Source organism: Streptomyces sp. NPDC048352 (assembly GCF_040651895.1).
GTDB lineage: Bacteria > Actinomycetota > Actinomycetes > Streptomycetales > Streptomycetaceae > Streptomyces.
Map to the genome: position 1 here is coordinate 1 of NZ_JBEZKZ010000006.1, position 24,720 is coordinate 24,720.

Annotated in this window: 21 protein-coding genes; 11 read left to right on the plus strand and 10 right to left on the minus strand. The window is 73.7% G+C overall.

Annotated elements, in window-relative coordinates; translation table 11 throughout:
• Nucleotides 1–137: 137 nt before the first annotated feature.
• The 3 genes from AB0D45_RS05155 to AB0D45_RS05165 all read right to left on the minus strand — a co-directional run bounded on the left by AB0D45_RS05155 (nucleotide 138) and on the right by AB0D45_RS05165 (nucleotide 4,128).
• Nucleotides 138–1,274 (minus strand): hypothetical protein, encoded by a 1,137-nt coding sequence (locus tag AB0D45_RS05155; RefSeq protein ID WP_362455347.1) that lies wholly within the window; start codon nucleotides 1,272–1,274, stop codon nucleotides 138–140.
• The gene (locus tag AB0D45_RS05160; RefSeq protein ID WP_361602981.1) at nucleotides 1,271–2,869 is read right to left on the minus strand and encodes a M48 family metallopeptidase; all 1,599 of its coding nucleotides are present in this window, start codon (nucleotides 2,867–2,869) and stop codon (nucleotides 1,271–1,273) included. The genes AB0D45_RS05155 and AB0D45_RS05160 overlap by 4 nt, the downstream gene beginning before the upstream one ends.
• A gap of 152 nt (nucleotides 2,870–3,021) precedes the next feature.
• Nucleotides 3,022–4,128, minus strand: coding sequence for a hypothetical protein (locus AB0D45_RS05165; RefSeq protein WP_361602984.1), 1,107 nt, complete (start codon nucleotides 4,126–4,128; stop codon nucleotides 3,022–3,024).
• A gap of 118 nt (nucleotides 4,129–4,246) precedes the next feature.
• On the opposite strand from AB0D45_RS05165, the gene AB0D45_RS05170 reads away from it, so the two are divergent.
• Entirely contained in the window at nucleotides 4,247–5,404 is a 1,158-nt protein-coding gene (locus tag AB0D45_RS05170) for a cystathionine gamma-synthase (RefSeq protein ID WP_361602987.1), read from the plus strand.
• Nucleotides 5,405–5,426: 22 nt separating this feature from the next.
• On the opposite strand, the gene AB0D45_RS05175 is transcribed toward AB0D45_RS05170, so the two are convergent.
• The 3 genes from AB0D45_RS05175 to AB0D45_RS05185 all read right to left on the minus strand — a co-directional run bounded on the left by AB0D45_RS05175 (nucleotide 5,427) and on the right by AB0D45_RS05185 (nucleotide 6,730).
• Nucleotides 5,427–5,678, minus strand: a complete 252-nt coding sequence (locus tag AB0D45_RS05175) for a hypothetical protein (RefSeq protein WP_362455348.1) — start codon at nucleotides 5,676–5,678, stop codon at nucleotides 5,427–5,429.
• On the minus strand, nucleotides 5,675–6,112 hold the full coding sequence (locus AB0D45_RS05180; protein WP_362455349.1) for an RNA polymerase: 438 nt from the start codon (nucleotides 6,110–6,112) through the stop codon (nucleotides 5,675–5,677). The genes AB0D45_RS05175 and AB0D45_RS05180 overlap by 4 nt, the downstream gene beginning before the upstream one ends.
• Nucleotides 6,113–6,208: 96 nt before the next feature.
• Nucleotides 6,209–6,730, minus strand: coding sequence for a MarR family transcriptional regulator (locus AB0D45_RS05185; protein ID WP_125822237.1), 522 nt, complete (start codon nucleotides 6,728–6,730; stop codon nucleotides 6,209–6,211).
• Nucleotides 6,731–6,946: 216 nt separating this feature from the next.
• On the opposite strand from AB0D45_RS05185, the gene ilvA reads away from it, so the two are divergent.
• From ilvA to AB0D45_RS05200, 3 genes are all read left to right on the plus strand, one after another.
• Nucleotides 6,947–8,179 (plus strand): threonine ammonia-lyase, encoded by a 1,233-nt coding sequence (gene ilvA / locus AB0D45_RS05190; RefSeq protein WP_361601880.1) that lies wholly within the window; start codon nucleotides 6,947–6,949, stop codon nucleotides 8,177–8,179.
• Between the two features lie 167 nt (nucleotides 8,180–8,346).
• On the plus strand, nucleotides 8,347–9,348 hold the full coding sequence (locus AB0D45_RS05195) for an ATP-binding cassette domain-containing protein (RefSeq protein WP_362455350.1): 1,002 nt from the start codon (nucleotides 8,347–8,349) through the stop codon (nucleotides 9,346–9,348).
• Entirely contained in the window at nucleotides 9,345–10,202 is an 858-nt protein-coding gene (locus AB0D45_RS05200) for an ABC transporter permease (RefSeq protein ID WP_362455351.1), read from the plus strand. Before AB0D45_RS05195 ends, AB0D45_RS05200 begins: the two co-directional genes overlap by 4 nt.
• 96 nt (nucleotides 10,203–10,298) lie before the next feature.
• On the opposite strand, the gene greA is transcribed toward AB0D45_RS05200, so the two are convergent.
• The 3 genes from greA to AB0D45_RS05215 form a co-directional block, all read right to left on the minus strand.
• Nucleotides 10,299–10,796 (minus strand): transcription elongation factor GreA, encoded by a 498-nt coding sequence (gene greA, locus AB0D45_RS05205; RefSeq protein ID WP_361601883.1) that lies wholly within the window; start codon nucleotides 10,794–10,796, stop codon nucleotides 10,299–10,301.
• A 148-nt stretch (nucleotides 10,797–10,944) separates the two neighbouring features.
• A complete protein-coding gene (locus tag AB0D45_RS05210; RefSeq protein ID WP_362455352.1) occupies nucleotides 10,945–12,150 on the minus strand; it encodes a hypothetical protein in 1,206 nt (401 codons plus the stop codon).
• 96 nt (nucleotides 12,151–12,246) lie between these two features.
• Complete coding sequence (locus AB0D45_RS05215) at nucleotides 12,247–12,660, minus strand: DUF4307 domain-containing protein (protein ID WP_361601889.1); 414 nt, start codon at nucleotides 12,658–12,660, stop codon at nucleotides 12,247–12,249.
• A 107-nt stretch (nucleotides 12,661–12,767) separates the two neighbouring features.
• On the opposite strand from AB0D45_RS05215, the gene mca reads away from it, so the two are divergent.
• Both mca and AB0D45_RS05225 read left to right on the plus strand, forming a co-directional pair.
• On the plus strand, nucleotides 12,768–13,649 hold the full coding sequence (gene mca / locus AB0D45_RS05220; RefSeq protein WP_361601892.1) for a mycothiol conjugate amidase Mca: 882 nt from the start codon (nucleotides 12,768–12,770) through the stop codon (nucleotides 13,647–13,649).
• A gap of 2 nt (nucleotides 13,650–13,651) precedes the next feature.
• The gene (locus tag AB0D45_RS05225) at nucleotides 13,652–13,891 is read left to right on the plus strand and encodes a hypothetical protein (protein WP_361601895.1); all 240 of its coding nucleotides are present in this window, start codon (nucleotides 13,652–13,654) and stop codon (nucleotides 13,889–13,891) included.
• Between the two features lie 138 nt (nucleotides 13,892–14,029).
• On the opposite strand, the gene AB0D45_RS05230 is transcribed toward AB0D45_RS05225, so the two are convergent.
• Nucleotides 14,030–17,269: a tetratricopeptide repeat protein gene (locus AB0D45_RS05230; protein ID WP_362455353.1), complete on the minus strand. Its 3,240-nt coding sequence runs from the start codon at nucleotides 17,267–17,269 to the stop codon at nucleotides 14,030–14,032.
• A gap of 143 nt (nucleotides 17,270–17,412) precedes the next feature.
• On the opposite strand from AB0D45_RS05230, the gene AB0D45_RS05235 reads away from it, so the two are divergent.
• The 5 genes from AB0D45_RS05235 (at nucleotide 17,413) to AB0D45_RS05255 (ending at nucleotide 24,707) form a co-directional block, all read left to right on the plus strand.
• Complete coding sequence (locus AB0D45_RS05235; protein ID WP_362455354.1) at nucleotides 17,413–18,150, plus strand: DUF4344 domain-containing metallopeptidase; 738 nt, start codon at nucleotides 17,413–17,415, stop codon at nucleotides 18,148–18,150.
• Nucleotides 18,151–18,225: 75 nt separating this feature from the next.
• Entirely contained in the window at nucleotides 18,226–20,277 is a 2,052-nt protein-coding gene (locus AB0D45_RS05240; protein WP_362455355.1) for a thioredoxin domain-containing protein, read from the plus strand.
• A gap of 237 nt (nucleotides 20,278–20,514) precedes the next feature.
• Nucleotides 20,515–21,786 (plus strand): glycosyltransferase, encoded by a 1,272-nt coding sequence (locus AB0D45_RS05245; RefSeq protein WP_362455356.1) that lies wholly within the window; start codon nucleotides 20,515–20,517, stop codon nucleotides 21,784–21,786.
• Between the two features lie 179 nt (nucleotides 21,787–21,965).
• Nucleotides 21,966–23,516: a phospholipid carrier-dependent glycosyltransferase gene (locus AB0D45_RS05250; protein ID WP_362455444.1), complete on the plus strand. Its 1,551-nt coding sequence runs from the start codon at nucleotides 21,966–21,968 to the stop codon at nucleotides 23,514–23,516.
• A 6-nt stretch (nucleotides 23,517–23,522) separates the two neighbouring features.
• The gene (locus AB0D45_RS05255) at nucleotides 23,523–24,707 is read left to right on the plus strand and encodes a glycosyltransferase family 2 protein (protein ID WP_362455357.1); all 1,185 of its coding nucleotides are present in this window, start codon (nucleotides 23,523–23,525) and stop codon (nucleotides 24,705–24,707) included.
• The last annotated feature ends 13 nt before the right edge of the window (nucleotides 24,708–24,720 follow it).

Consider the following 24,720-nt stretch of genomic DNA (forward strand, 5'->3'; position numbering starts at 1 on the left):
CCCACCACACCCCCCCCCTTCCCCCCCCCCCCCCCCCGCCCAGCTGTACCCATACATTGCCGCGCCCCTTTGTGGGGGTTTCACGGGCGGGGGGGGGGGGGGGGTTCCCCCCCCCCCCCCCCCGCCTCACGACGCGGTCACCCGGTCGTCACGCCCACCGCCCAGTCGCGGGCGTACAGGTAGCGGCGCTTCGGCTCCCCGGCGTACGTCCACGGCACGGCGCCGATGTGCCCGTCGACGTGGCGGAACTGCTCGACCGCCTCCGCGTCGCGGTCCTGCCAGAACAGCAGGTACGCCAGCATGTGCCGCATGCGCGGGGTGCCCGGGTGGTCGTTGCCCGCGGCGGCCAGGTCCGCGAGGGCCGCGTCGACCGCGGCGACGATCTCCGGCTCCTTGTAGTACGTCTCCGGCAGCAGGTCCTCCTCGCGGCTCTCCTGCTCGAAGTACGCCATGAGCGGCAGCAGGGTGAGCAGGTCGCCCGGCTCGCCCGCGGCCGCCGACCGGCGGGCGAAGTCCATGGCCAGCTCGTGCGAGCCCTGCCACTTGTCGCACCAGTACTGGAGCCCGGTGACGTGCGACCACAGCAGCCTCGGGGCGCGCTCGGTGATCCGCTCCCACAGTTCCCGGTAGCGCTCGTGCGAGTAGCCCAGGCCCATGCCGATGGCCTGCTCGACGACGTACGGGGTGGGGTCGGCGGGGTCGGCCAGCTTCTGGGCCTCGTGCGCGTCGGCCTGCGCCTTGGTCAGCAGCTGGTGGAAGAGGCGGAACTGCTCCTGCGTGGTGCGGCTGCCGGACTGGCTGCCGCGGACGTTCCACGCCACCATCACGCTGGTGTCGGCGTTGACGAGGGCCGCCGTGGGGTCCTCGGGCCGGGCGGCGCGCCAGGCCAGCAGCCACGCGTCGTCCTCGGCGGCCGCCTCGGCGAGCGGGCGCGTCCGCTCCAGGCGCTCCTGCCAGTCCTGGCCGGCGGCTTCGAGGTACGCGGCCGCCGCCTCCCAGTCCCCGGACCGGACGGCCTCCAGGACGGCGAGACGCCCGGCCGGGACCGGCGCCGGGTTCTCGGTGTCGAGGTCGGCTTCGGCGACGAAGCCCAGGGCGACGACGGCGGCCGCCTTGCGGGCTTGCTCGTCGGCTTCCGAGGCCTCGGCCTGCGCGTCCAGCACGCCGATCTCGGCTTCCAGGCGCTTGGCCTTGCGGATGAGGTAGACCCCGCGCAGCACCCAGCCGGCGACGGCCAGCAGCAGGACGCCGAGGGCGATGAGGACGACGGTCACGGGGCGAGCACCAGCTTCCGCAGGAGTTCGGTGTCGGGCTGGTCGGCGACGGCCGCGTCCAGGGCGGGGCCGAGCTCGTCCTCGAAACCGGGAACGGGGTAGGACAGGGTGGCCGAGTCCGACCAGGACAGCTGCCAGCGGGCGGCGCCGCGGGCGGTCAGCTCGACGGTGACGAGCCGGCTCAGCGCGCTGCGGACGACCGGGCGGGCGAACTCGCGGGCGGTACGGCCGGTCGCGGCCCGGGCCTCCTCGGACTGCGGGAAGCGCGCGGCGATCCGCCAGCGCACCGCCGGGTCGGCGTCTATGGCGTCGAGCAGGGCGGCGAGGCCGGGGCCCGCGCCCTCGGCGGTGAGGGCCTCGCGGACCTCCTCGGCGCCGCGGCCCGCGTAGGTGCTCATCGACTGGTGGACGAGGTCGTCCCAGTCGACCCGGGTGAGCGCGAGGGCCTGCGGGGTGAGGACCACCTGCTCCAGCGCGGCCAGCGCCTCCTGCGGGGAGGAGAGGAGCTCCAGCGCCGGGCGGGCCGCCTGGCCGCCGCGGCCGTCGTCGGGCAGGGCCTCGATGCGGGCCACGCGCTCGGCGAGCGCGGGGTGGGAGTCGTACGGGGAGGCGGGCTCGGTGGACAGCTCGCGGCGCAGGTCCTCCAGCTCGCCGGAGCGGGCGTCGAGGAGGTGGCGCAGCCCGCCGAAGACCTGGCCGGGGCGCGGCAGCAGGCCGGCGCCGACGCCGAGGGTGGCGTACGAGCTCATGTAGAAGTCGTGCGCGGAGCCGATGGCGTTCAGCTCGCGCAGCGCGGAGGCGGCCGCGTCGCGGCCGGCGACGCGGACGGAGGCGAGGTCGGCGGCCAGCTCCTGGCGGCGCGAGGAGGAGAGGGTGGCCCGCATGTAGAAGTGGGCGTAGCCGGTGTAGACCGCCGCCATCGCGCGGTACGAGAAGCCCGCGCCGTCGGTGTCGATCTCCTTGGCCTTCTTGCCCTTGGCGATCCGCTTCTCGGCGCGCTTCTCCTGCTTGGCGCGCTCCTTGGCCTCGGTGTTGTCGGCCCGGTCGTGGAAGTGGGTGATGGTGCGGACCAGCTGGGCGCGGCCGCGGACGATCAGCGGGGTGAGGCGGGTGTCGAGGTTGGCGTAGTGGCCCATCTCGTGGGCGAGCACGGCGCGCAGCTGCATCTCGTCCAGGCCCGTCATCAGGGGCAGGCCGAGGTAGAGGCGGCGGGTGCCGGACCGCAGGCCGAGCAGCCGGGAGTCCTCGGAGACGGCCGCGTTGACCTCGTCGATCAGGACGATCTCGTCGGGGGCGCGGGTGCCGACCTGCTCGGCGACCTCCCGGACGGTCTGCCACAGGACGGGTTCCTGCGCGTCGGTGACGCGGACGCCGGGCTGCGGTTCGGACCGGGGGGTGCGGAGCATGAACATGCCGCGCACGATCGGGATGGCCAGGACCACCGTTCCGATGACGATCTTGCCTGCGACGGCGCCGTGCAGCCAGCTGAAGGCGGCCCAGTCGGCGAGCCCGAGCAGGGCCAGCAGGACGACGCTCAGCAGGTAGAAACCGGCGAGCAGGACGAGGGCGCGCAGAGCGCGCAGCGAAGCGCCCATATGGATGGGGGTCCCCTACGGAAATGGTGCGTTTTTGACGCGCACATGATGCGATGTTTACGCGCACCTTATGGCCCGGCGCCGCGGGCCGGGCAGCGGGGGTCCCGCTCCGTGCGGCCGGGGGCGGACCGGCCGTCCGCCCCCGCGCGCGGTCAGTGCGGCAGGGTCGCCGGGGAGCCGCCGTTGGCCTCGTAGCCGGCCACCGCCATCGCCCGGGCCACCGCGTACGCGGCCGCCGGGTCCTCGTGCGCCGACCACGGCAGCGCGCCCACGAAGCCGTCCACGTGCCGCACCTGCTCCATCGCCTCCGCCCAGCGGCCGGTGCTCACCAGGAACCACAGCAGCAGGTGCCGTACGTGCGCCGCCACCGGGTCGTCGGCGCGCGCCTGGTGCACCGCGTACAGGGCGCCCTCCAGCGCCCGCGAGACGACGGCGGTCCGCCCGAAGTCGCTGACCAGGACCGTGTCGGGCATGTTCTCGTACACCGAGAACAGCGGCAGCGCCGCCAGCAGCGACCCCTGCGGGGCGCGGGCCGCGGCCGCCGCGGCGAAGGCGTCGGCCTGCTCCCGGGAGCCGTGCCACTTCCCGCACCAGTAGTGCAGGGCGGCCAGGTGGGCGCCCATGTGCGCCGGGGCCACGTCGATCACCTTGGCCCACAGTGCGTCGAACTCGGCCTCCGGGTACGCGAGGCCCCGGGCGACGGCCAGCTCCGTGATGAAGGGCACCGGGTCGCCCGGGGCCAGCAGCGCCGCCCTGCGGCAGGCCTCGCGGGCCTCCTCCAGGATGATCCGGTGGTCCTGCGAGCCCACCCCGCCCGAATGCCGCCACGCCTGCTGCACCAGCAGCTCCGCGTGCACCTGCGCGCCGCCGGGGTCCTTCTCCGCCTCCAGCCGCCACGCCTTCAGCCACTGCGCGCCCGCTCCGGGCCGCTCCGCCAGCTCCAGCGCCGCCGCACCGCCGAAGGCCTGCACGCGCTGCCAGCGCCGCTCGCCGTCCTTGGGGGTGCCGGCGAGGAGGGCGGACGCGGCCTGCCAGTGGCCGGTGCGCCGGACGTTCTCCAGCGCGTCCATCAGGTCCTGGTCGGGCCCGGGGACCCGGACGTCCAGTTCCTCCTGCCGCGCGAACCCGTAGTCGGCGGGGTCGGCGGCGTCGGGGCTGCCGGGCGCGACCCGGGTCAGGCCGCCCCGCCCGGCCCGTACGAACCTGTAGACCATGGCCGCGGCCAGGGCGAGCAGCATCAGCACCCAGATAATCTCCATGCCGCCAAGCGAACCAGACCCGGCGGCGCAATGGCGAACGGCGACCGGCCCGGGGCGGGTCAGCCCGCGGTCAGGCCAGGAGAGGACCGCGGGCCTGACGGGGCATAGCATCTGCCTCATGAGCGACGACAGCCACGAGCACCAGAGCTTCGAGACCCGCGCGATCCACGCGGGCAACACGGCGGACCCGCAGACCGGTGCGGTCGTACCGCCCATCTACCAGGTGTCCACCTACAAGCAGGACGGCGTGGGCGGACTGCGCGGCGGCTACGAGTACAGCCGCAGCGCCAACCCGACCCGTTCCGCGCTGGAGGAGAACCTCGCGGCGCTGGAGGGCGGCCGGCGCGGCCTCGCCTTCGCGTCCGGGCTCGCCGCCGAGGACTGCCTGCTGCGTACGCTGCTGTCCCCGGGCGACCACGTGGTCATCCCGAACGACGCCTACGGCGGCACGTTCCGCCTCTTCGCGAAGGTCGTCTCCCGCTGGGGCGTGGAGTGGTCGGTGGCCGACACCTCCGACGCGGCCTCGGTGCGCGCCGCGCTCACCCCGAAGACCAAGGTCATCTGGGTCGAGACCCCCTCGAACCCGCTGCTGGGCATCACCGACATCGCGATGACCGCTCAGATCGCGCGCGAGGCCGGCGCCCGGCTCGTCGTGGACAACACCTTCGCCTCCCCCTACCTCCAGCAGCCGCTGGCGCTCGGCGCCGACGTGGTCGTGCACTCGCTGACCAAGTACATGGGCGGCCACTCGGACGTCGTCGGCGGCGCCCTGGTCACGGCCGACGAGGCGCTGGGCGAGGAGCTGGCCTACCACCAGAACGCGATGGGCGCGGTCGCCGGGCCCTTCGACTCCTGGGTGGTGCTGCGCGGCATCAAGACCCTGGCCGTGCGCATGGACCGGCACGCCGAGAACGCGGCGAAGATCGTGGAGGTGCTCAAGCGGCACCCGAAGGTCACCAAGGTCCTCTACCCGGGCCTGCCCGAGCACCCCGGCCACGAGGTCGCCGCCAAGCAGATGCGCAACTTCGGCGGCATGGTGTCGTTCCAGGTCGCGGGCGGCGAGGAGGAGGCCGTCGCGGTCTGCGGCCGCACCCGGATCTTCACGCTGGCCGAGTCCCTCGGCGGTGTCGAGTCCCTCATCGAGCACCCCGGCCGGATGACCCACGCCTCGGTGGCCGGCTCGGCCCTGGAGGTCCCGGCGGACCTGATCCGCCTCTCCGTGGGCATCGAGAACGCCGACGACCTCGTCGCGGACCTCACCCAGGCCCTGGGCTAGACCGTCCGCCGCCCCTGGAGGGCTACCAGCCCTGCAGGGGCGGCGACACCTCGGACGGCGGGACCACCCAGGGGCGGGTCAGCGCCGCCCACACCGTGAAGGCCGCGGCCGCCGCCCACAGCAGCGCCCAGCCGAACCGGCGCAGGGCCCGCCTGCGGCGCAGCAGCCGCCTGCCGTGCGTCCGGGCCGCCGTCGCGAGGCCCGCCGGGACCGCCGGGTGCGGGCCCTCCAGCAGCTGCCTGACCTGCGCCTCCTTGCGGTCGAGGGGGCTCACGCGGCGGCCGCCGGGGTGCGGGAGCGCAGTGTGGCCACCGCCCGGTTGCACACGGCTTCGACCCGCTCGGGCGGCAGCCCCAGCTGCGCGGCCGTGACCTCCTCCGCGACGCCCTCGTAGATCCGCATCACCAGGACGAGCCGCTCCAGCGGGCCCAGCGGTGCCAGCACTCCGCCGCCGCGGGGACGGCGCCGGGCGGTGCGGGCGTACGCGGCGCACACCTCTCGGCGGGTGTGGTCGTACGGGTCGTCGTCGCGCAGCCGCTCCCACCGCGCGTACGTGCGGGCCAGCGCGCCCGCGAGGATCCGCCGCGCGGCGGGCGCCTCGGCCGGGGGCTCGGCCGTCAGCAGGGCCGCGACGTGCAGCAGCCGCCCCGCCGCACCCGCGACGAAGGCCTCGAACTCCGCATCCCGCCCCCGGTCCACAGGACACATGGTGCGGCCGGTGCCACCACCCCGGTCAAGGGGTCGGACACCACCGGGTCACGGGCGGCGCCGGCGGCCGGACCGGCGAGGGGACCGCAGGCCGGGTCAGGAGGCCGGGCCGCCCTCGGAAGCGGCGGACATCAGCTCCGACAGCGAGCCGTTGAAACGGGTCAGCAGCGCGGTGAACACCTCGCGCTCCTCCTCCGCCCAGCCCTCCGTCACCCGGGCCATCAGCTCGCGCCGCGAGGAGCGGACCTCCTCCAGGCGGGCCAGCCCGCGCGGGGACAGCGCGAGCACCACGGCCCGGCCGTCCTCGGGGTGCGAGGTCCGCTTCACCAGGCCGCTGTCGACGAGCGGGGCGACCTGGCGGGTGACGGTGGACGAGTCGATGCCCATCCCGCCCGCGAGGGCCTTCACCCCCATCGGACCTTCGAGATCGAGCCGGTTCAGCAGCAGGTACGCGGCGCGGTCCATCGAGTTGCGGGCCTGGCCGACCCCGCCCAGGCGGGTCTGCTCGGCCCGGCGGGCGAAGACCGCCACCTGGTGCTGGAGCGCGTCGAGGAGTCCGGCTCCGGCGGGCGCTTCGGCCGCCGTGGGCAGGTCGGAACTGGCCGGGATCGAGGGCATGGCCGTGGGCTCTCTTCGCGTGGGGCCGACAGGGATGGGGGACAGAGTACGCGGCCCTGCGGCGCCCCGTACGCCGCGTTTGACAACTGATACGGCCCGTTGCCGCGGCCGCGGCGGGACCGTCCCGCATGGCGAGATCTCGCCCCTCCCGCGGGCCCGCCGCCGGGCTCTCCGCGCCCCTGAGCCGGGGCCGCCGCGGGCTGCGAGACTGGCCGCATGAACTACCGCGTGCCCGTGCCCGTCCCGCAGGTCATCCTCGACGACGTCCGCGGAGCCCAGAAGATGCTGTCCGGGGTGTCCCGGGTGACGGCGATGGAGGGCAGCCGGCACCTGTCGGCCCTCACCGGCTCCCCGGTCCACCTCAAGTGCGAGAACCTCCAGCGCACCGGCTCCTTCAAGCTGCGCGGGGCGTACGTGCGCATCGCGGGCCTGCGCCCCGAGCAGCGCGCCGCCGGGGTCGTCGCGGCCAGCGCCGGCAACCACGCCCAGGGCGTGGCGCTGGCCTCCTCCCTGCTCGGGGTCCGCTCCACCGTGTTCATGCCGGTCGGCGCCCCGCTGCCGAAGGTGGCCGCCACCCAGGAGTACGGCGCCGAGGTGCGCCTGCACGGCCAGGTCGTCGACGAGACCCTGGCGGCGGCCCAGGAGTACGCGGACCGGACCGGGGCGGTGTTCATCCACCCCTTCGACCACCGGGACATCATCGCCGGACAGGGCACCGTGGGCCTGGAGATCCTGGAACAGTGCCCCGAGGTGCGCACGATCCTCGTCGGCATCGGCGGCGGCGGGCTCGCCGCCGGCATCGCGGTCGCGGTGAAGGCGCTGCGCCCGGACGTCAAGGTGATCGGCGTGCAGGCGGCGGGCGCGGCCGCGTACCCGCCGTCGCTGCGGGTGGGCCACCCCATGTCGATCGAGAACCCGGTCACGATGGCGGACGGCATCAAGGTCGGCCGCCCCGGCGACGTGCCCTTCGCGATCATCGGGGAACTGGTGGACGACGTACGCACCGTGTCCGAGGACGCCCTGTCCAGCGCGCTGCTGCTGTGCCTGGAGCGGGCCAAGCTGGTGGTGGAGCCCGCCGGGTGCAGCCCGGTCGCCGCGCTGCTGAGCGAGCCGGAGCTGTACGGGAGCGGCCCGGTGGTCGCCGTACTGTCCGGCGGCAACATCGACCCGCTGCTGCTCCAGCGCATCCTGCGGCACGGCATGGCGGCGGCGGGCCGCTACCTGTCGCTGCGGCTGCGGGTCGCGGACCGGCCGGGTGCCCTGGCGGGGCTGCTGGCGGTGCTGTCGACGGTCGACGCCAACGTGCTGGACGTCAGCCACGTACGGACCGACCCGCGCCTCGGGCTCACCGAGGTCGAGGTGGAGCTGCACCTGGAGACGAAGGGGCCCGAGCACTGCACGGAGGTGGCGCGCACGCTGCACGGCGCCGGCTACCGCGTCATGTCCTGACGCCTGCGCCCGGGATGTGGGCCGCGCCGCCGGACGCGATAAATCCGTGGCGGGACGCGATATGACGCCTTACGGTGCCGTTGCGCCGGGCGGGTGATGCCCGGCCCTCCTAGGCTGTGCCTGGGAAACCTCCGGATTCCGGCCCGATCGCTCAGGGAGAACCCCCTATGCCAGGCGCCATCCATGCCGAAGGCCTGGTCAAGACCTTCGGCGACGTACGAGCGCTGGACGGCGTGGACCTCGATGTCCCGGAAGGCACCGTGCTGGGCCTGCTCGGCCCCAACGGTGCGGGCAAGACCACGACCGTCCGCGTCCTCACCACCCTCCTCCGGCCCGACAGCGGCAGGGCCGTCGTCGCCGGGATCGACGTGCTCAAGCACCCCAACGAGGTCCGCCGCTCCATCGGTCTCTCCGGCCAGTTCGCCGCCGTCGACGAGTACCTCACCGGCCGCGAGAACCTCCAGATGGTCGGCCGGCTCTACCAGATGAGCGCCAAGGCGGCCAAGGCCCGGGCCGTCGAGCTCCTGGAGCGCTTCGACCTCGCCGACGCCGCCGACCGCACCGCCAAGACGTACTCCGGCGGCATGCGCAGGCGCCTCGACCTCGCCGCCGCCCTCGTGGTGCGCCCGCCGGTGATGTTCATGGACGAGCCCACCACCGGCCTCGACCCGCGCAACCGGCAGGCCCTGTGGGACGTCATCGAGGAACTCGTCGCCGGCGGCACCACCCTGCTGCTCACCACCCAGTACCTGGAGGAGGCCGACCGCCTCGCCCACGACATCTGCGTGGTCGACCACGGCAAGGTCATCGCCCGCGGCACCTCCGACCAGCTCAAGGCGCAGACCGGCGGCGAACGCGTCGAGGTCGTCGTCCACGAGCGCGAGCACATCACCACCGCCCGCGCGGTCCTCGCCGGCTTCGGCAAGGGCGAGACCACCGTCGAGGAGCACACCCGCAAGCTCACCGTCCCCGTCGCGGGCGGCGCCAAGCTGCTCGCCGAGGTCATCCGCGGGCTGGACTCCCGCGGCATCGAGATCGACGACATCGGCCTGCGCCGCCCCACCCTGGACGACGTGTTCATCTCCCTGACCGGCCACGCGGCCGAGCTGGCCCAGGAGGAGAACGGCGCCCCCGACGCCGGCCGCGGACGCAAGGAGACGGCGAAGTGACCATCACCTCCCCGGACACGGACCTCGCGGCGCCGCGCCCCGGCGGCGGCATCACCCAGGGCGTCAAGGACTCCCTGGTCATCGCCCGGCGCAACCTCATCCGGATGTCCCGCATCCCCGAGATGGTCATCTTCGGCCTCATCCAGCCGGTGATGTTCGTCGTCCTGTTCAGCTACGTCTTCGGCGGCTCCATCGCGGTCGGCGGCAGCACCTCGCCGGCCGCCTACCGCGAGTTCCTGATGGCCGGCATCTTCGCCCAGACCGTCACCTTCGCCACCGCCGGCGCGGGCGCGGGCATCGCCGACGACATGCACAAGGGCCTGATCGACCGGTTCCGCTCGCTGCCCATGGCCCGCGGCGCCGTCCTGACCGGGCGCACCCTCGCCGACCTCGTGCAGACCGCGCTGACCGTGGTCGTCCTCGCGGTCGTCGCCCTGCTCGTCGGCTGGCGCACCCACGAGAACCTCGGCAAGGTGCTCGCCGGCTTCGCCCTGCTGCTCCTGCTCGGTTACGCCTTCTCCTGGATCGGCGCCCTGATCGGCCTGTCGGTGCGCACCCCGGAGGCGGCCACCTCGGGCGGGCTGATCTGGCTCTTCCCGCTGACGTTCATCTCGAACGCCTTCGTCCCCTCCGAGAACATGCCCTCCTTCCTGCGGCACATCGCGGAGTGGAACCCCTTCAGCGCGACCGTCCAGGCGGCCCGCGAGCTCTTCGGGAACCTCCCCGAGGGCTATCCGGTGCCGCAGGCGTGGCCCATGCAGCACGCGGTGTGGGCCTCCGTGCTCTGGTCGCTGCTGATCATCGTGGTCTTCCGGACCCTCGCGGTCCGCAAGTACCGCTCGGCGACCGCCTGAGCCCGCGGCCCCGGCCCCGACGCGCGCGAGCCCCCGCCGGACCCGGTCCGGCGGGGGCTCGTACGTGCGCGCGGTGCTGTGCGTAAAGGGGGGTGATCAGCCGTTGAAGGGCTTGACGGCCAGGATCTTGACGGTGGCCTTCTTGCCGTTCGGCAGCTCGTACTGGGCGTCCTCGCCGACCTTCTTGCCGTTCACGCCGGCACCCAGCGGGGACTGCGGGGAGTACGTCTCGAAGTCGCCGGAGGCGTACTCGCGGGAGGCCAGCAGGAACTCCAGCGTGTCGTCCTCGTCGCCGTCGAAGGCGATGGTGACGAGGGTGCCCGGCGCGACCTCGCCCTCGGAGGCGGGCGCCGTGCCGACCTTGGCGTTCTCCAGGAGCTGCGTGAGCTGGCGCACGCGCAACTCCTGCTTGCCCTGCTCCTCCTTGGCCGCGTGGTAACCGCCGTTCTCGCGCAGGTCGCCCTCCTCGCGGGCAGCCGCGATCTTCATGGCGATCTCCGTGCGGGCGGGACCAGAGAGGTAGTCCAGCTCGGCCTTCAGCTGGTCGTACGCCGCCTGGGTCAGCCAGGTGACGCTCTCGCTCGTCTGGGTCACGGGTGCTCCTCGTCGGTACAGGGGTACATAGCCGCCAGCGGCGGGCGAAACCACGAGCCTAACAATTCGGGAAGAAAAGGGGGAGGACACCCTGTGTATGAAGTGTGTCATCGCGCCCGGCGGGCACGCGCGTCCTCCCCGCGGTCCCTCACCTGGCGGGGCGCTCGAAGTTGGTCAGTACACAGCCTTCGACCTGGGCCTTCTCCAGCCGGTAGCCGGCCGGGGCGGTGAATCCGGTCTCGCAGTTCAGGTAGAGGAACTGGAGCTGGTAGAGCCCGTGGCGGATGCTCTCGCTGTTGGTCTCCACGGCGATGTTCGTCCCGACCATCAGCTTGCTCGCGGTGGCCCGCAGCCGCCCGTCGTCCTTCAGGTCGGCCAGCTGCGCCGCCTTCGCCCTGGTCTGGAGGGTCTTCATGTCGAAGACGGTGTCCAGCCAGTTCAGATTGTGCGCGCGCCGCTCCCCGCCGAGCTCACCGCAGACGGCACGCTGCTTGACGCCCCACAAGCGGGGCTCGCCGTCGACGACCGGCTGGTAGTCGATCGACTCGACGTGCTCGTCGGTGACGGTCATCTTCGTGCAGTCGACCCCGCCCTGGCCGACGAGCTTCTTCAGCTCGTCGAGGCTGCCGGCGCTCGGCAGGCCCAGGCTGCCGGTGGCGGGCTGGCCCGGCTTCTCCGGTCCCTCGGTGGAGGGGTCGTGCGGCTCCTCGTAATTCTTGCTGCCGTCGCCGTCCTCGCTGCTGACGAAGTCGGTGAGGCCGCAGTAGTCGACCTGGGCCTTCTCCCGGTGGTAGCCGTCCGGGACGCCGAAGCCGGGGTTGCAGCTGATGACGCGCAGGTCGGAGTTGACGAGGTCCACGGCGGTCCGGGTCTTCGACGGGACGACCACGAAGTTCTTGCCGACGATCACCCGGCTGAACATGCCGTAGGCGCCGTCGCCCTGCTTCATCTGCTTCATGGTGTGGTCGTAGTAGGCCTGCTGGAAGGCCTTCATGTCCGAGACCATGAAGAAGACGATCTCGCCGTGCCTGACGGTGTCCGTGCAGACGCCCCGCGCGGTGACGGCCCAGTTGCCCTCCTTCGTGTCGTCGGTGGCGGGCAGCCGGGGGTCCTTCGGGTCCGTGCTCATGTTCACGCAGGAGGCGAACTTCTGTACGTAGGCCTGCGCCTCGGCCAGCGAGGCCGGCGCGGCGCCGTTGCCCTTGCCGTCGGCGGTGGGCCGGGCCTGGGCTCCGGCGGCCGCGGTGGGGGAGGCGGGGGGCCGTCCCGCCTTGGCGGGGTCCTCGCAGGCGGTGGCGAGGGCGCCGAGTGCGGCGAGGGCGGCGGTGGCGGCGAGTATCCGCTGGAGGCGCATGGGTGTCTTCCGTCGGCTGGACACGGCACGGGGGGTTGGCGTGCACATGCTAGGCGGCGGTCCCGGGCATGATCAAAAAGGCGCCCCGGCCGGGACTCAGCGGGCGGCGCCCGCCTCCTGGCAGCCGACCAGCTCGATCATGGTGGCGCGGCCGGTGGTCTTCAGGGTGACCACCTCGTCCACCCGCCGCTCGCCCCGCGCGAACGTGAAGTCGGCACGGCCCACCTCGCCGTGCTCCCGGTCCTGCGAGCTCAGCGTGCACACACCGGTGACCGAGGCCTCCTTGCGGACCTCCAGGTGCACCTTGACCTCGCTGTCGGAGACGACCTGGAACTTGATCACCTCGGCGCTCACGCTCTGCCCGCCGACGTAGTCCCAGCCGATCCACCCGACCACGGCCAGCAGCCCGACCCCGAGCACCGACCCGACGACCTTGAGCTTCCGGTCCGCGCGCTCGTCCGCCGACCGGCCGTACCGGCCCTCCGGGAGCCCTTCGCGTACCGCGCTCATGATCGATTCCTCTCGCCGGGGAGGGTGCACAAACCCAGGAATTTTCCGTCCCCCGATTCGGTCAATATAGAGGTTGACCGTCGCGCCGAATCACAGAGGATCCTGTCTTGACCGAGCAGCTTCGACTGATGGCCGTCCACGCCCACCCCGACGACGAGTCGAGCAAGGGCGCGGCCACCATGGCCAAGTACGTGTCCGAGGGGGTGCCGGTCCTCGTGGTCACGTGCACCGGCGGCGAGCGCGGCTCCGTGCTGAACCCCAAGCTCCAGGGCGACAAGTACATCGAGGAGAACATCCACGAGGTGCGCGCCAAGGAGATGGACGAGGCGCGCGAGATCCTCGGCATCGAACAGGAGTGGCTCGGATACGTCGACTCCGGCCTCCCCGAGGGCGACCCGCTGCCCCCGCTCCCCGAGGGCTGCTTCGCCCTCGCGGACGTCGAGGAGGCCGCCGGCGAACTGGTGAAGAAGATCCGCGCCTTCAAGCCGCAGGTCATCACCACCTACGACGAGAACGGCGGCTACCCGCACCCCGACCACATCATGACCCACAAGATCACGATGGTGGCCTTCGACGGCGCGGCCGACACCGACAAGTTCCCCGAGGCCGAGTACGGCGCCCCGTACCAGCCGCAGAAGCTCTACTACAACCAGGGCTTCAACAAGCCGCGCACCATCGCCCTCCACGAGGCGCTCCTCGCCCGCGGCCTGGAATCCCCCTACGGCGAGTGGCTGGAGCGGTGGAAGGAGTTCGAGCGCAAGGAGCGGACCCTGACCACCCACGTCCCCTGCGCCGACTTCTTCGAGATCCGCGACAAGGCGCTCATCGCGCACGCCACGCAGATCGACCCCGACGGCGGCTGGTTCCGCGTCCCCATGGAGATCCAGAAGGAGGTCTGGCCCACCGAGGAGTACGAGCTGGCGAAGTCGCTCGTCAACACCTCCCTCCCCGAGTCCGACCTCTTCGCGGGCATCCGGGAGAATGCGTAGCCATGAGCGCTATGCAGGCAGCAGTCACCCAGCTCCTTCCGCTGGCCGCCGACACCTTCGACAAGAACAAGGTGACCCCGGGCCTCCTCGGGTTCGTCGTGTTCGCCGCCCTCGCCCTCGCCGTATGGGGCCTGATGAAGTCCATGAGCCGGCACATGGGCCGCGTCGACTTCCAGGAAGCCCCCGAGCCGGCCGCCGCCGGCCCGGCCGCCTCCCCGGCAGCCGACGCCCCCAAGGCGTAGGCCCCGCGACACTGCGCGCGAGCCCCGTCCCGCCCCGTCACCGGGCGGGACGGCGCCGCGGCGTACCCGCGGCCACGACGACGCCCTATGCCGTCGCACCCGCGACGTGCCCTACGCCGTCGCACCCGCGACGACGCCCTACGCCGTCGGCACCCCCATGACCTCCCGTGCCCGCAGGTCCGGAATCAGGCCCAGGCGCCACGCCTGCCAGCCCTCCGCCGCATCCACCCCGCGCGCCAGCACCACCCCGTACGTCTCCAGGCAGTCCTCCAGCCGGCCGTCCCGCAGCGGATGCGGCGCCGCCACCAGCCGGGCCAGCTCCGCCCGCGCCTCCTCCACCGCCGATCCGCCCGTACCCGCGTACGCCAGCATCGTGCAGCGCAGGAACCGCGCCCAGTCCTCCCCGCGCCGGTCCCCGTACGAGACGAACAGCCGCACCGCGTCCTCGCACAGCCCCACCGCCTGGGCCACCCGCCCGTTACCCGCGTCGATCACCGCCAGCTCCACACACGTCCACGCCTCCCCGTGGGCCAGCCCGATCCGCCGGAAACCCGCCCGCGCGTCCACCAGCAACTGCCGCGCGAAACCCGAATTGCGCAGGTTCCCCGTCTGCGCCGCCCGCTGGTCCCGCGTCACCCGCCCCGACTGGAACCGCGCGTGCGCCAGCCCGTACACGTCCCGCATCCGCGAGAACATCGTCCGCGCCCGCTCCAGCTCCCGCACCGCCCGGTCCCGCTCACCGCCCTCCTCCAGCGCCTGCCCGAGGTAGTACAGCGTCCACGCCTCACCCCGCGCGTCCTCCGCCAGCCGGTGCCGCGCCAACGCCTCCCGCAACCGCTCCAGCGCCCCCTCAGGATCCCCGTCCTCCACCCGCGCCCGCCCCAGCATCGTCAGCGCCCACGCCTCGCCCCGGTCGTCGCGCGTCCGCCCGTACAGGTCCAGCGCCAGCCGCAGCTCCTCCTCCGCCCGCCCCACCTCACCCGTCCGCAGGAACACCTGCCCCAGCTGGAAGTGCGCCCACGCCTCCCCGTGCACGCTCTCGCTCTCCCGGTGCAGCTCCAGCGACCGCTCCAGCAGCCCGAGCGCCTCGCCCAGCCGCGCCCGGTCCCGCTCCACCGCCGCCAGCGCGTGCAACGCCCACGCCCGGTCCCCCGCCAGCTCCTCCGCCTCCTGGAGCACCAGCGCCTCCCGGATCCGCGCCGCCGCCTCCGGCAGGTTCCCCTGGTGGTGCAGCGTGATCCCCAGCGACACCAGCGCCATCCCCGCGCCCGCCTCCTGCCGCGCCTCCCGGTACTGGTCCACCAGCGACGTCAGCGTCGTACGGGACTTGTCCAGGTCCCCCAGCTGCCGCGCTGCGATACCCGTACGCCACTGCACCGAACGGTGCAGCCGCCCCTGGTCCACCGCCCGCGCCAGCTCGTTGATCTCCCCCAGCCGGTACAGGTCCCCGCGCAGCAGGCAGAAATCGCACAGCGCGCCCAGCAGATCCAGCACCGCCTGCTGGTCCACCCCCTCCGAATGCCGCAGCGCCGCCGTGATGAAGCTCGACTCCTCGTCCAGCCAGCGCAGCGCCGCGTCCAGCGAGGGAAAACCGTGGCCGCCGACCGCGTTCGATTTCGAAACCGGGTTCGCCCGCGTCGACATCTTCCCGTCGACCATCCGGATCACCGAGTCCGCGAGCCGCGCGTAGTCCCGCACCAGCCGCTCGTGCGCAGCCGCCGCCTCCGACCGGTCCTCGTCCGCCGCCAGCCGCGCCGCCGCGTACGCGCGCACCGCGTCGTGCATCCGGTACCGCTCCCCGCGCACCAGGTCCAGCAGCCCCGCCCGCGCCAGCTCGTCCAGCAGCCGCCCGGCCTCCACCCGGTCCGCCCCCGCCAGCGCCGCCGCCGCGGCCGCACCCAGCGACGCCCGCCCCGCCAGCGTCAGCCGGCGCAGCAGCCGGCGCCGCTCCTCCGGCAGCCGTACGTAGGCCAGCTCCAGCGCGTGCCCCAGGCCGCCGCCCCCACCGCCGTCCGAGGCCCGCGCCGCCCCCAGCGGAGCCAGCACCCGCAGCGCCAGCGGCAGCCCCGCCGCCAGCTCCAGCAGCCCCGACAGCGCCGCCCCCTCCGGCGCCGCCTCACCCGCCGCCCGCGCCCCCGCCCGCAGCACCTCGGCCGCCTCCGCCTCCGCCAGCCGCGCCACCGGCAGCCGGTGCACCCACGCCCCCAGGTCCTCGGGCAGCTCCAGCGGCTCCCTCGCCGTGACCAGCACCAGGCTCTCCGAGTGCTCCGGCACGAGCGCCCGCACCTGCTCCGGATCCACCGGGTCGTCCAGCACCACCGTCACCGGGAACCCCTGCAAGTGCTGGTGGTACAGCTCCGTGAGCCGGCGCACCTGCGACTCCGCAGAGGCCCCCTCACGGAACAGCAGCTGCTCGCGCGGCGCACCCAGCCGGTTCAGCAGGTGCAGCAACGCCTCCCGCGTCGACAGCGGCGCCTCCCCCGCGGCCGCGGACCCGCCCCGCAGGTCCACCACGCACGCCCCGCGGAACTGGTCCCGCAGCGCGTGCGCCGCCCGCAGGGCCAGCGCCGTACGGCCCACTCCCGGCTCACCGTGCAGCACCACCACCACCGGCCAGGTCTCCGTACTGGCCCGCGCCGCCTGCACCCACTGCGCGATCCGCGTCAGCTCGGCACGCCGCCCCGTGAACAGCGCGTCCGCGTCCGGGAGCTGCCCGAACGACTGCTCCAGCATGCTGCGCCGACGCGCCTCCGCGCTGCGGTCACCCCCGCGCAGCAGCGGCGCCGCCGCCCCGTTGCCGTTGACGGCCCCCCGCTTCTCCCGGGCCCGCGCCGGCACGGGCACCCGCACCGCCGACGCCGCCGCCACCGCCCGCTCCTGCTCCAGGAACGGCCGGATCCCGCGCACCTCCAGCGCCGTCAGCCACTGCAACCGCAGCTGCTCCGGCCCGCCCGGGCGGCCCGCGGCCCCGGCCCGGCGGTTCGCCGCCGGCAGGTGCAGCGCGGTCACCCGCGCCACCGTCGCAGCCGCCCCCGCCACGCCGGCGACGATCCCCGCGCTCAGGGCCGTCCCCCCGTCCACCCCGAAGGCCAGGTCCGCCCCGACGGCGGCGGCCGCGGCGACCCCGGCCGCCAGCAGGGCCGTCCCGGTGTTCCCCCGCCGGAACGCCTCCCCGAAGGACTGCTCCCCGGCGGCCGCCTCGTCCAGGGCCGCCACGTACGCGGCGTACTCCTCGGCGGCGGCCCCCGCCAGCCCGTCGAGCGCGTCCCGCCCGCGCGCCAGCAACACCCCGGGATCCCCCGCCCCCGCCCGCCGCACCTCCTCCCCGACGGCCCGGACCAGCACCCGTTCGGCCTCGACACGATGGCTGTCCCGCATCGGCATCCTCCTCGGAGAGTGGCGGAAACGTGCGCCAAGTGTCCTGCGGGACAGCCGCCCGCGCGAGGAATCTGAGCTAGTTCAGAGGGAGTTGAGCCCTGGACGGCCATCCGCGCGCATATATGTACGCCTAGGCTGGGTGCATGACCTCACGGCGGACGGCCCTGGCCCTCTGCGCAGCCCTCCTCGCGGCCTCGGCGGGGTGCCAACAGGCGTCACCCGCCCACGGGTTCCTCCTCCGGTACGAGACCCCCGCCGCGGCCGACGAGGACGACGCCGCCCTGCTGCGCACCCGCAAGCCCGCCGAACGGGCCCTCGCCGCACTCAACGCCTACCTGGACGTCCCGGCCCCGGTCACCGTCGTCGCCCGCTCCTGCGCGGGCGAGGGCACCGGCTACGACCCGGCGGCCCACCGCATCGAGCTCTGCTACGACGACCTGGAGGAGGAGCGGGAACTCCTGGGGGACGAGGAGGCCGTCGCCGCCGTCACGACCGAGACGGTGTACCACGAAGCCGGCCACGCCCTCATCGACGCCCTCGGCCTGCCGGTCGCCTCGGACCGGGCGGAGGAGGACGCCGCCGACCGCTTCGCGGCGTTCATGCTGATCCGCGAGGGCCCGCAGGGTGAGCGCGCCCTGCGGACCGCCGCCGAGGAGTACCGGCTGTCGGGCGCCGGCCAGGGGCACGACGAGCACGCCCCGCCCGCCGACCGAGCGGCCGCCCACCTCTGCCTGCTGTTCGGCGCCGCCCCCGAACGCCACCCCGACCTAGCCGACCGCACCCGGGGCTGCACCCCCGACTGGACCACCGTCCACGACGCCTGGACCCGCGACCTGGCCCCGCTGCTCAGGCACCATGAGCCGGGGCGGGGCGGCCGGTAGCGGCATCGCGACCCGGAGCGAGCCGCCCCACCGGGCTTCGCCGGTCGTGCCGGGCGTTGTGAGAGGCTGGGTCGTATGAACCGGTTGGCTGGTGTGACCTCGCCGTATCTGCTTCAGCACGCTGACAATCCGGTCGATTGGTGGCCGTGGGGATCCGAGGCGTTCGAGGAAGCGAAACGGCGCGATGTGCCCGTTCTGCTGTCGGTCGGTTACTCTGCGTGTCACTGGTGCCATGTCATGGCGAGCGAGTCCTTCGAGGACGAGCTCGCGGCCGCCTACATGAACGAGCACTTCGTCAATGTCAAGGTCGACCGCGAGGAGCGCCCCGACGTCGACGCCGTCTACATGGAGGCCGTGCAGGCGGCGACCGGGCAGGGCGGGTGGCCCATGACCGTGTTCCTCACGCCCAACGCCGAGCCCTTCTACTTCGGGACCTACTTCCCGCCCGAGCCCCGGCACGGGATGCCCTCCTTCATGCAGGTGCTCGAAGGCGTGCGGGGTGCCTGGGTCGGGCGGCGCGAGGAGGTCGGGGAGGTCGCGCAGCGGATCGTGCAGGACCTGGCCGGGCGGCAGCTGGACTACGGGAAGGCCGGGCTGCCGGGGCCGGAGGAGCTGGGGCAGGCGCTGCTCGGGCTGACGCGGGACTACGACGCCGCGCGCGGCGGGTTCGGCGGGGCGCCGAAGTTCCCGCCGTCCATGGTGCTGGAGTTCCTGCTGCGCCACCACGCCCGCACCGGGTCCGAGGGGGCCCTGCAGATGGCCGCCGACACCTGTGAGGCGATGGCCCGCGGCGGGATCTACGACCAGCTCGGCGGCGGGTTCGCCCGGTACTCCGTCGACCGGGAGTGGGTCGTGCCGCACTTCGAGAAGATGCTGTACGACAACGCGCTGCTGTGCCGGGTGTACGCGCACCTGTGGCGGGCGACCGGTTCGGACCTCGCGCGCCGCGTCGCGCTGGAGACCGCCGACTTCATGGTCCGCGAACTGCGCACCGAGCAGGGCGGTTTCGCGTCCGCGCTCGACGCCGACAGCGAGGATCCGGACAGCGGCCGGCACGTGGAGGGCGCGTACTACGCCTGGACGCCCGCGCAGTTGGCCGAGGTGCTGGGCGAGGAGGACGGCGAGCTGGCCGCCGCGTACTTCGGGGTGACCGAGGAGGGGACCTTCGAGCACGGGAAGTCCGTGCTGCAACTGCCGCAGGACGGGCCCGTCGTGGAGGCCGCGCGGATCGCGTCCCTCAGGGAGCGGCTGCTGGCCGCCCGGGGCCGGCGGCCCGCGCCGGGGCGCGACGACAAGGTCGTGGCCGCCTGGAACGGGCTGGCGATCGCGGCGCTGGCCGAGTGCGGGGCCTTCTTCGAGCGGCCTGACCTGGTGGAGCGGGCGATCGAGGCCGCCGACCTGCTGGTGCGGGTCCACATGGACGGCAGGGCCCGGCTGGCGCGTACCAGCAGGGACGGGCGGGCCGGGGCCAACGCGGGGGTGCTGGAGGACTACGGGGACGTGGCCGAGGGCTTCCTGACGCTGGCCTCGGTGACCGGTGAGGGGGTGTGGCTGGAGTTCGCCGGGTTCCTGGTCGACCTGGTCATGGCCCGGTTCACCGCCGAGGACGGGTCCCTGTACGACACCGCGCACGACGCGGAGCAGCTGATCCGCCGGCCGCAGGACCCCACCGACACGGCGGCCCCCTCGGGCTGGACGGCGGCGGCCGGTGCGCTGCTCTCGTACGCCGCGCACACCGGCTCGCAGGCGCACCGGACGGCGGCGGAGCGGGCGCTCGGCGTGGTGCACGCCCTGGGACCGCGCGCCCCGCGCTTCATCGGGCACGGGCTGGCGGTCGCGGAGGCGCTGGTGGACGGGCCGCGCGAGGTGGCGGTGGTCGGGCATCCGGAGGATCCGGCGACGGCCGCGCTGCACCGGACGGCGTTGCTGGGGACGGCTCCGGGGGCGGTGGTGGCGGCCGGTCTGCCGCGTGCGGCGGACGGCAGCGGCGGCGAGTTCCCCCTTCTGGCCGAGCGCACACTCGTGCGCGACCTTCCGACGGCGTATGTGTGTCGACATTTCGTCTGCGCGCGGCCTACGACCGAACTGGTCGAGCTGGCCGAGCAGTTGGGTGTGGTTCGCCCCTGATTCTGCGGGAGTGCCGTCAATTCCGGTTGCCGTCCGGTGCGTGGGAAACGTGGTTTTTATCCGGGCGGCTCCTGGGTTTCGTCTTCGCTGCCTAGTCTCGTGTCCTGGGGAGTCGCCGAGACCGCGCACCGGGGGGTGCGCGCGTGGGGGAAGCGGAGCCGGCGGGCCGGGGGGCCGTGCCGTCTCCGGGGGGTTGTGATCGCCGCCTGGGGTTGCGGCATGTCTGTGGGGGGCAGTTTGTTCACGTCCGTGCTGGTTTCCGCTGTTTCTGTGGCGCTCTTCTGGATGGCCGCCTTCACGCTGTGGTGGCAGATGCACGCGTGGCGGACGCCCGAGACGCTCGCCTCGACGCGCTTCGACCGGCCCGACGGCGGCGGCCGGCTGGCCTTCTCGCTGCTGCTGCCGGCCCGCCACGAGCAGGCGGTGCTGGAACACACCATCGACCGGCTGCTCGAATCGAGCCACACCGACTACGAGATCATCGTCATCGTCGGCCACGACGACCCGGAGACCGCGGCGGTGGCCGGGCGGGCCGCCGCCCGCGCGCCCGAGCGCGTACGCGTCGTGGTCGACCACAACGCGACCAAGAACAAGCCGAAGGCCCTCAACACCGCCCTGCCGCACTGCCGGGGCGACATCGTGGGGGTCTTCGACGCCGAGGACCAGGTCCACCCCGAGCTGCTCACCCACGTCGACCACGCCTTCCGCGCCACCGGGGCGGACGTGGTGCAGGGCGGGGTGCAGCTCATCAACTTCCACTCCAGCTGGTACAGCCTGCGCAACTGCCTGGAGTACTTCTTCTGGTTCCGCTCGCGCCTGCACCTGCACGCGGAGAAGGGCTTCATCCCGCTGGGCGGCAACACGGTCTTCGTGCGCACCGGGGTGCTGCGGGAGGCCGGCGGCTGGGACCAGGACTGCCTGGCCGAGGACTGCGACCTCGGGGTGCGGCTGTCCTCGGTCGGCAAGAAGGTGGTCGTCGCGTACGACTCCGACATGGTCACGCGGGAGGAGACCCCCGGTTCGCTGATGAGCCTGCTCAAGCAGCGCACCCGCTGGAACCAGGGCTTCCTCCAGGTCTACCGGAAGAAGGACTGGCGGCAACTGCCCGGCCGGGGCCAGCGCTGGCTGGCCCGGTACACCCTGATGACGCCCTTCATGCAGGCCGCCTCCGGGGTGATCATCCCGGTGAACTTCGCCGTGGCCCTCTTCCTCGACGTGCCGGTCGGCGTCGCGATCATCACCTTCCTGCCCATGATCACGGCGATGGTGACCTTCGTCTTCGAGATCGTCGGACTGCACGACTTCGGCCGCCAGTACGGCCTGCGCGTGCGCTTCGTGCACTACCTCAAGCTCATCGTGGGCGGCCCCTTCTACCAGGTGATGCTGGCGGGCGCCGCGATCCGTGCGGTCTGGCGCGAGCAGCGCGGCCGCAACGAGTGGGAGCTGACCAGCCACACCGGTGCCCACCTGACCTCCGCCACCCCGACCCGAGAGGACAGCCACCGGTGACCGCCACCCTGCCCACGGCCACTGATCCCCAGCCGGCCGGTACGGACGCCGCCGCCACCGCCGCCGCCTGCGCACCGGCACCGGCCACCGCCCGCCTGCCCGTCCGGCCCCTGCCCGGCGGCCGGGGCGGCGGCCGGGGCGGCGGCCCCGGGGTGCGTCCGGCCGCGCCGGACCGTCCGGTGGTGCGCTTCCGCTCCTCCCGTCCGGACCTGCTGCTCTGCGGTGCGGTCCTGCTGGCGGTGGTCCTCGTACAGGGCTGGAACATCACGCACTTCCCGACCCTGAGCGACGACGAGGGCACCTACCTCGCCCAGGCGTGGGCCGTCCAGCAGGGCGACGGGCTGGCGCACTACACGTACTGGTACGACCACCCGCCGCTGGGCTGGATACAGATCGCCGGGCTGACGTACCTGCCGTCCCTGTTCGTGCCCGACTGGATGACGGTCGCGCCGATGCGCTTCTCGATGCTGGCCGTCTCCGCCGCGAGTGCGGTGCTGCTGTACGTCCTGGCGCGCCGGTTGTGGCTGCCGCGGTGGGCGGCGGGGCTGGCGATGGGGCTCTTCGGGCTGTCGCCGCTGTCCGTGGTGCTCCAGCGGGAGATCTTCCTCGACAACCTCGCCGTGATGTGGATGCTGCTGGCCTTCTGCCTCGCCGCGTCGCCCAGCCGGCACCTGTGGCACCACTTCGGCGCGGGGCTGGCGGCCGCCACCGCCGTCCTGACCAAAGAGACGATGCTGGTGGTGCTGCCGGCGCTGCTGGTGACGATGTGGCGCCACAGCCACCGTGACACCCGCAAGTTCGCCGTGACCGGGGCGGTCACCGCCTGTGCGCTGATAGGGCTCTCGTACCCGCTGTTCGCCCTGCTCAACGACGAGCTGCTGCCCGGCGCCGGGCACGTGTCCCTGATCGACGGCATCACGTACCAGATGAGCCGGCCCGGTTCCGGCTTCATCCTCGACCCCGGTTCCGGCTCGCACGGGGTGTTCCGGTCCTGGCTGTACTACGACACGGTCCTGCCGCTCGGCGGGCTGGCCGGCGCCGTCCTGCTGCTGGTCACCCACCGCTGGTCGGTGACCGCCCGCGCGCTGGCGGGGCCGGCCCTGGCGGCCGTGCTGCTGGCCGTGGTCGCGATGCGCCCCTCCGGCTACCTGCCGGCGATGTACGTGATCCAGGCGCTGCCCTTCCTCGCCCTGGTCCTCGCCGCCGCCGCGGCGAGCGTCACGCACGCGGTACTGCGCCGCCGACGCGCGCCGGGGGAGCGCCGGGGGCTGGTGTACGCGCGCCGGGCGCTGGTCGGCGTACTCGCCGCGGCGGCCGCCGCGTACGTGCTGCCGCGCTGGTACGAGGGCGACCGCACGGCCCTGACGGCCGACGCCAACGCCCCGTACCGGCAGGCGGCGGCCTGGCTCGGCCGGGAGGTGGCCGACCCGGCGGGCACCCGCGTCCTCGTCGACGACGCGCTCTGGCTGGACGCCGTCCACCACGGTTTCGCACCCGGGGACGGCGCCATCTGGTTCTACAAGGCGGACCTCGACCCGGCCGTCACCCGGACCCTCCCGCGGGGCTGGCGCGACATCGACTACGTGGTCTCCTCGCCCACCGTGCGTCGCGACGCGGCGGACCTGCCCACCGTGAAGGCTGCTCTGGAGCATTCGACCGCGGTCGCCGTCTTCGGTACGGGCGAGGACCGCATCGAGATCCGCCGCACCGACCGCGAGAGTGGGAGCTGAACCACCATGAGCGAGGACCTGTGGCCCCCGCACGCCCTGGATGATCCGGAGGTCGACGCTCCGTCAGCGGCCGCCGCCGGGACGGTCACCCTGGTCATCCCGACCTTCAACGAGTCCGCCAACGTGGGCGAGTTGCTCGCCCGGCTGCGGGCCGCGGTGCCGGACCGGCCGCCCCGCGAGGTCCTGTTCGTCGACGACTCCACCGACGACACCCCCGCCGTCATCGAGAAGGCGGCCGCGGACTGCCCCTTCCCGGTGTCCGTCCTGCACCGCAGGAGCCCGGCCGGGGGCCTCGGCGGGGCCGTCGTCGAGGGGATCGCACGGGCCGGCTCCGACTGGATCGTCGTCATGGACGCCGACCTCCAGCACCCGCCCCACCTGGTCCCCGAACTCGTCGGCGAGGGCGAGCGCACCGGGGCCGACCTCGTCGTCGCCTCCCGCTACCTGCCGGGCGGCAGCCGGGCCGGGCTCGCCGGCGGCTACCGCGTCGCCGTCTCGCGCGGCGCGACCTGGTTGGCCAAGGGGCTCTTCCCGCGCGCCCTGCGCGGCGTCAGCGACCCGATGAGCGGCTTCTTCGCGGTGCGGCGTACGGCCGTCACCGGTGCGGCGCTCCGCCCGCTCGGCTACAAGGTCCTGCTGGAGCTCGTCGTCCGCTGCCGTCCCGAGCGGCGCGCCGAGGTCCCCTTCGTCTTCCAGGACCGCTTCGCCGGGGAGTCGAAGTCCACCGCCCGCGAGGGGGTGCGGTTCCTGACGCACCTGGCGGCCCTGCGCTCCGCGAGCCCGCTCGCCCGCATGATCGGCTTCGGGCTCATCGGGCTCTCCGGCTTCGCCCCCAACCTGCTGGCGCTGTGGCTGCTCACCCACGCCGGGATGCAGTACCTGGCCGCCGAGGTGCTCGCCAACCAGGCCGGGGTGGTCTGGAACTTCCTGCTCATCGAGACCCTGCTCTTCCGCGACCGGCGCCGCCACCGCCACTGGGCGGACCGCGTCGGCCGCTTCGCGCTCCTCGCCAACGCCGACCTGCTGCTGCGCATCCCGCTGATCGCGCTGTTCGTGGGCCGCTTCGGCCTCGGCGTGCTGCCCGCGACCGCGCTCGCGCTGGTCACCACCTTCGTGCTGCGCTTCGCCGCCACCGAAGCGCTCGTCTACCTGCCGCGCGGGCCGCGCGCGGCGCGCACCACCGGGAGTTGAGCGCCACCACCAG

Bases quoted from the DNA above. Each gene is read 5' to 3' on its own strand.
- AB0D45_RS05160 (WP_361602981.1), bottom strand. From the start codon at position 2,869: ATGGGCGCTTCGCTGCGCGCTCTGCGCGCCCTCGTCCTGCTCGCCGGT.
- AB0D45_RS05165 (WP_361602984.1), bottom strand. From the start codon at position 4,128: ATGGAGATTATCTGGGTGCTGATGCTGCTCGCCCTGGCCGCGGCCATG.
- AB0D45_RS05170 (WP_361602987.1), top strand. From the start codon at position 4,247: ATGAGCGACGACAGCCACGAGCACCAGAGCTTCGAGACCCGCGCGATC.
- AB0D45_RS05180 (WP_362455349.1), bottom strand. From the start codon at position 6,112: ATGTGTCCTGTGGACCGGGGGCGGGATGCGGAGTTCGAGGCCTTCGTC.
- AB0D45_RS05185 (WP_125822237.1), bottom strand. From the start codon at position 6,730: ATGCCCTCGATCCCGGCCAGTTCCGACCTGCCCACGGCGGCCGAAGCG.
- ilvA (WP_361601880.1), top strand. From the start codon at position 6,947: ATGAACTACCGCGTGCCCGTGCCCGTCCCGCAGGTCATCCTCGACGAC.
- AB0D45_RS05195 (WP_362455350.1), top strand. From the start codon at position 8,347: ATGCCAGGCGCCATCCATGCCGAAGGCCTGGTCAAGACCTTCGGCGAC.
- AB0D45_RS05210 (WP_362455352.1), bottom strand. From the start codon at position 12,150: ATGCGCCTCCAGCGGATACTCGCCGCCACCGCCGCCCTCGCCGCACTC.
- AB0D45_RS05215 (WP_361601889.1), bottom strand. From the start codon at position 12,660: ATGAGCGCGGTACGCGAAGGGCTCCCGGAGGGCCGGTACGGCCGGTCG.
- AB0D45_RS05225 (WP_361601895.1), top strand. From the start codon at position 13,652: ATGAGCGCTATGCAGGCAGCAGTCACCCAGCTCCTTCCGCTGGCCGCC.
- AB0D45_RS05230 (WP_362455353.1), bottom strand. From the start codon at position 17,269: ATGCGGGACAGCCATCGTGTCGAGGCCGAACGGGTGCTGGTCCGGGCC.
- AB0D45_RS05235 (WP_362455354.1), top strand. From the start codon at position 17,413: ATGACCTCACGGCGGACGGCCCTGGCCCTCTGCGCAGCCCTCCTCGCG.
- AB0D45_RS05240 (WP_362455355.1), top strand. From the start codon at position 18,226: ATGAACCGGTTGGCTGGTGTGACCTCGCCGTATCTGCTTCAGCACGCT.
- AB0D45_RS05255 (WP_362455357.1), top strand. From the start codon at position 23,523: ATGAGCGAGGACCTGTGGCCCCCGCACGCCCTGGATGATCCGGAGGTC.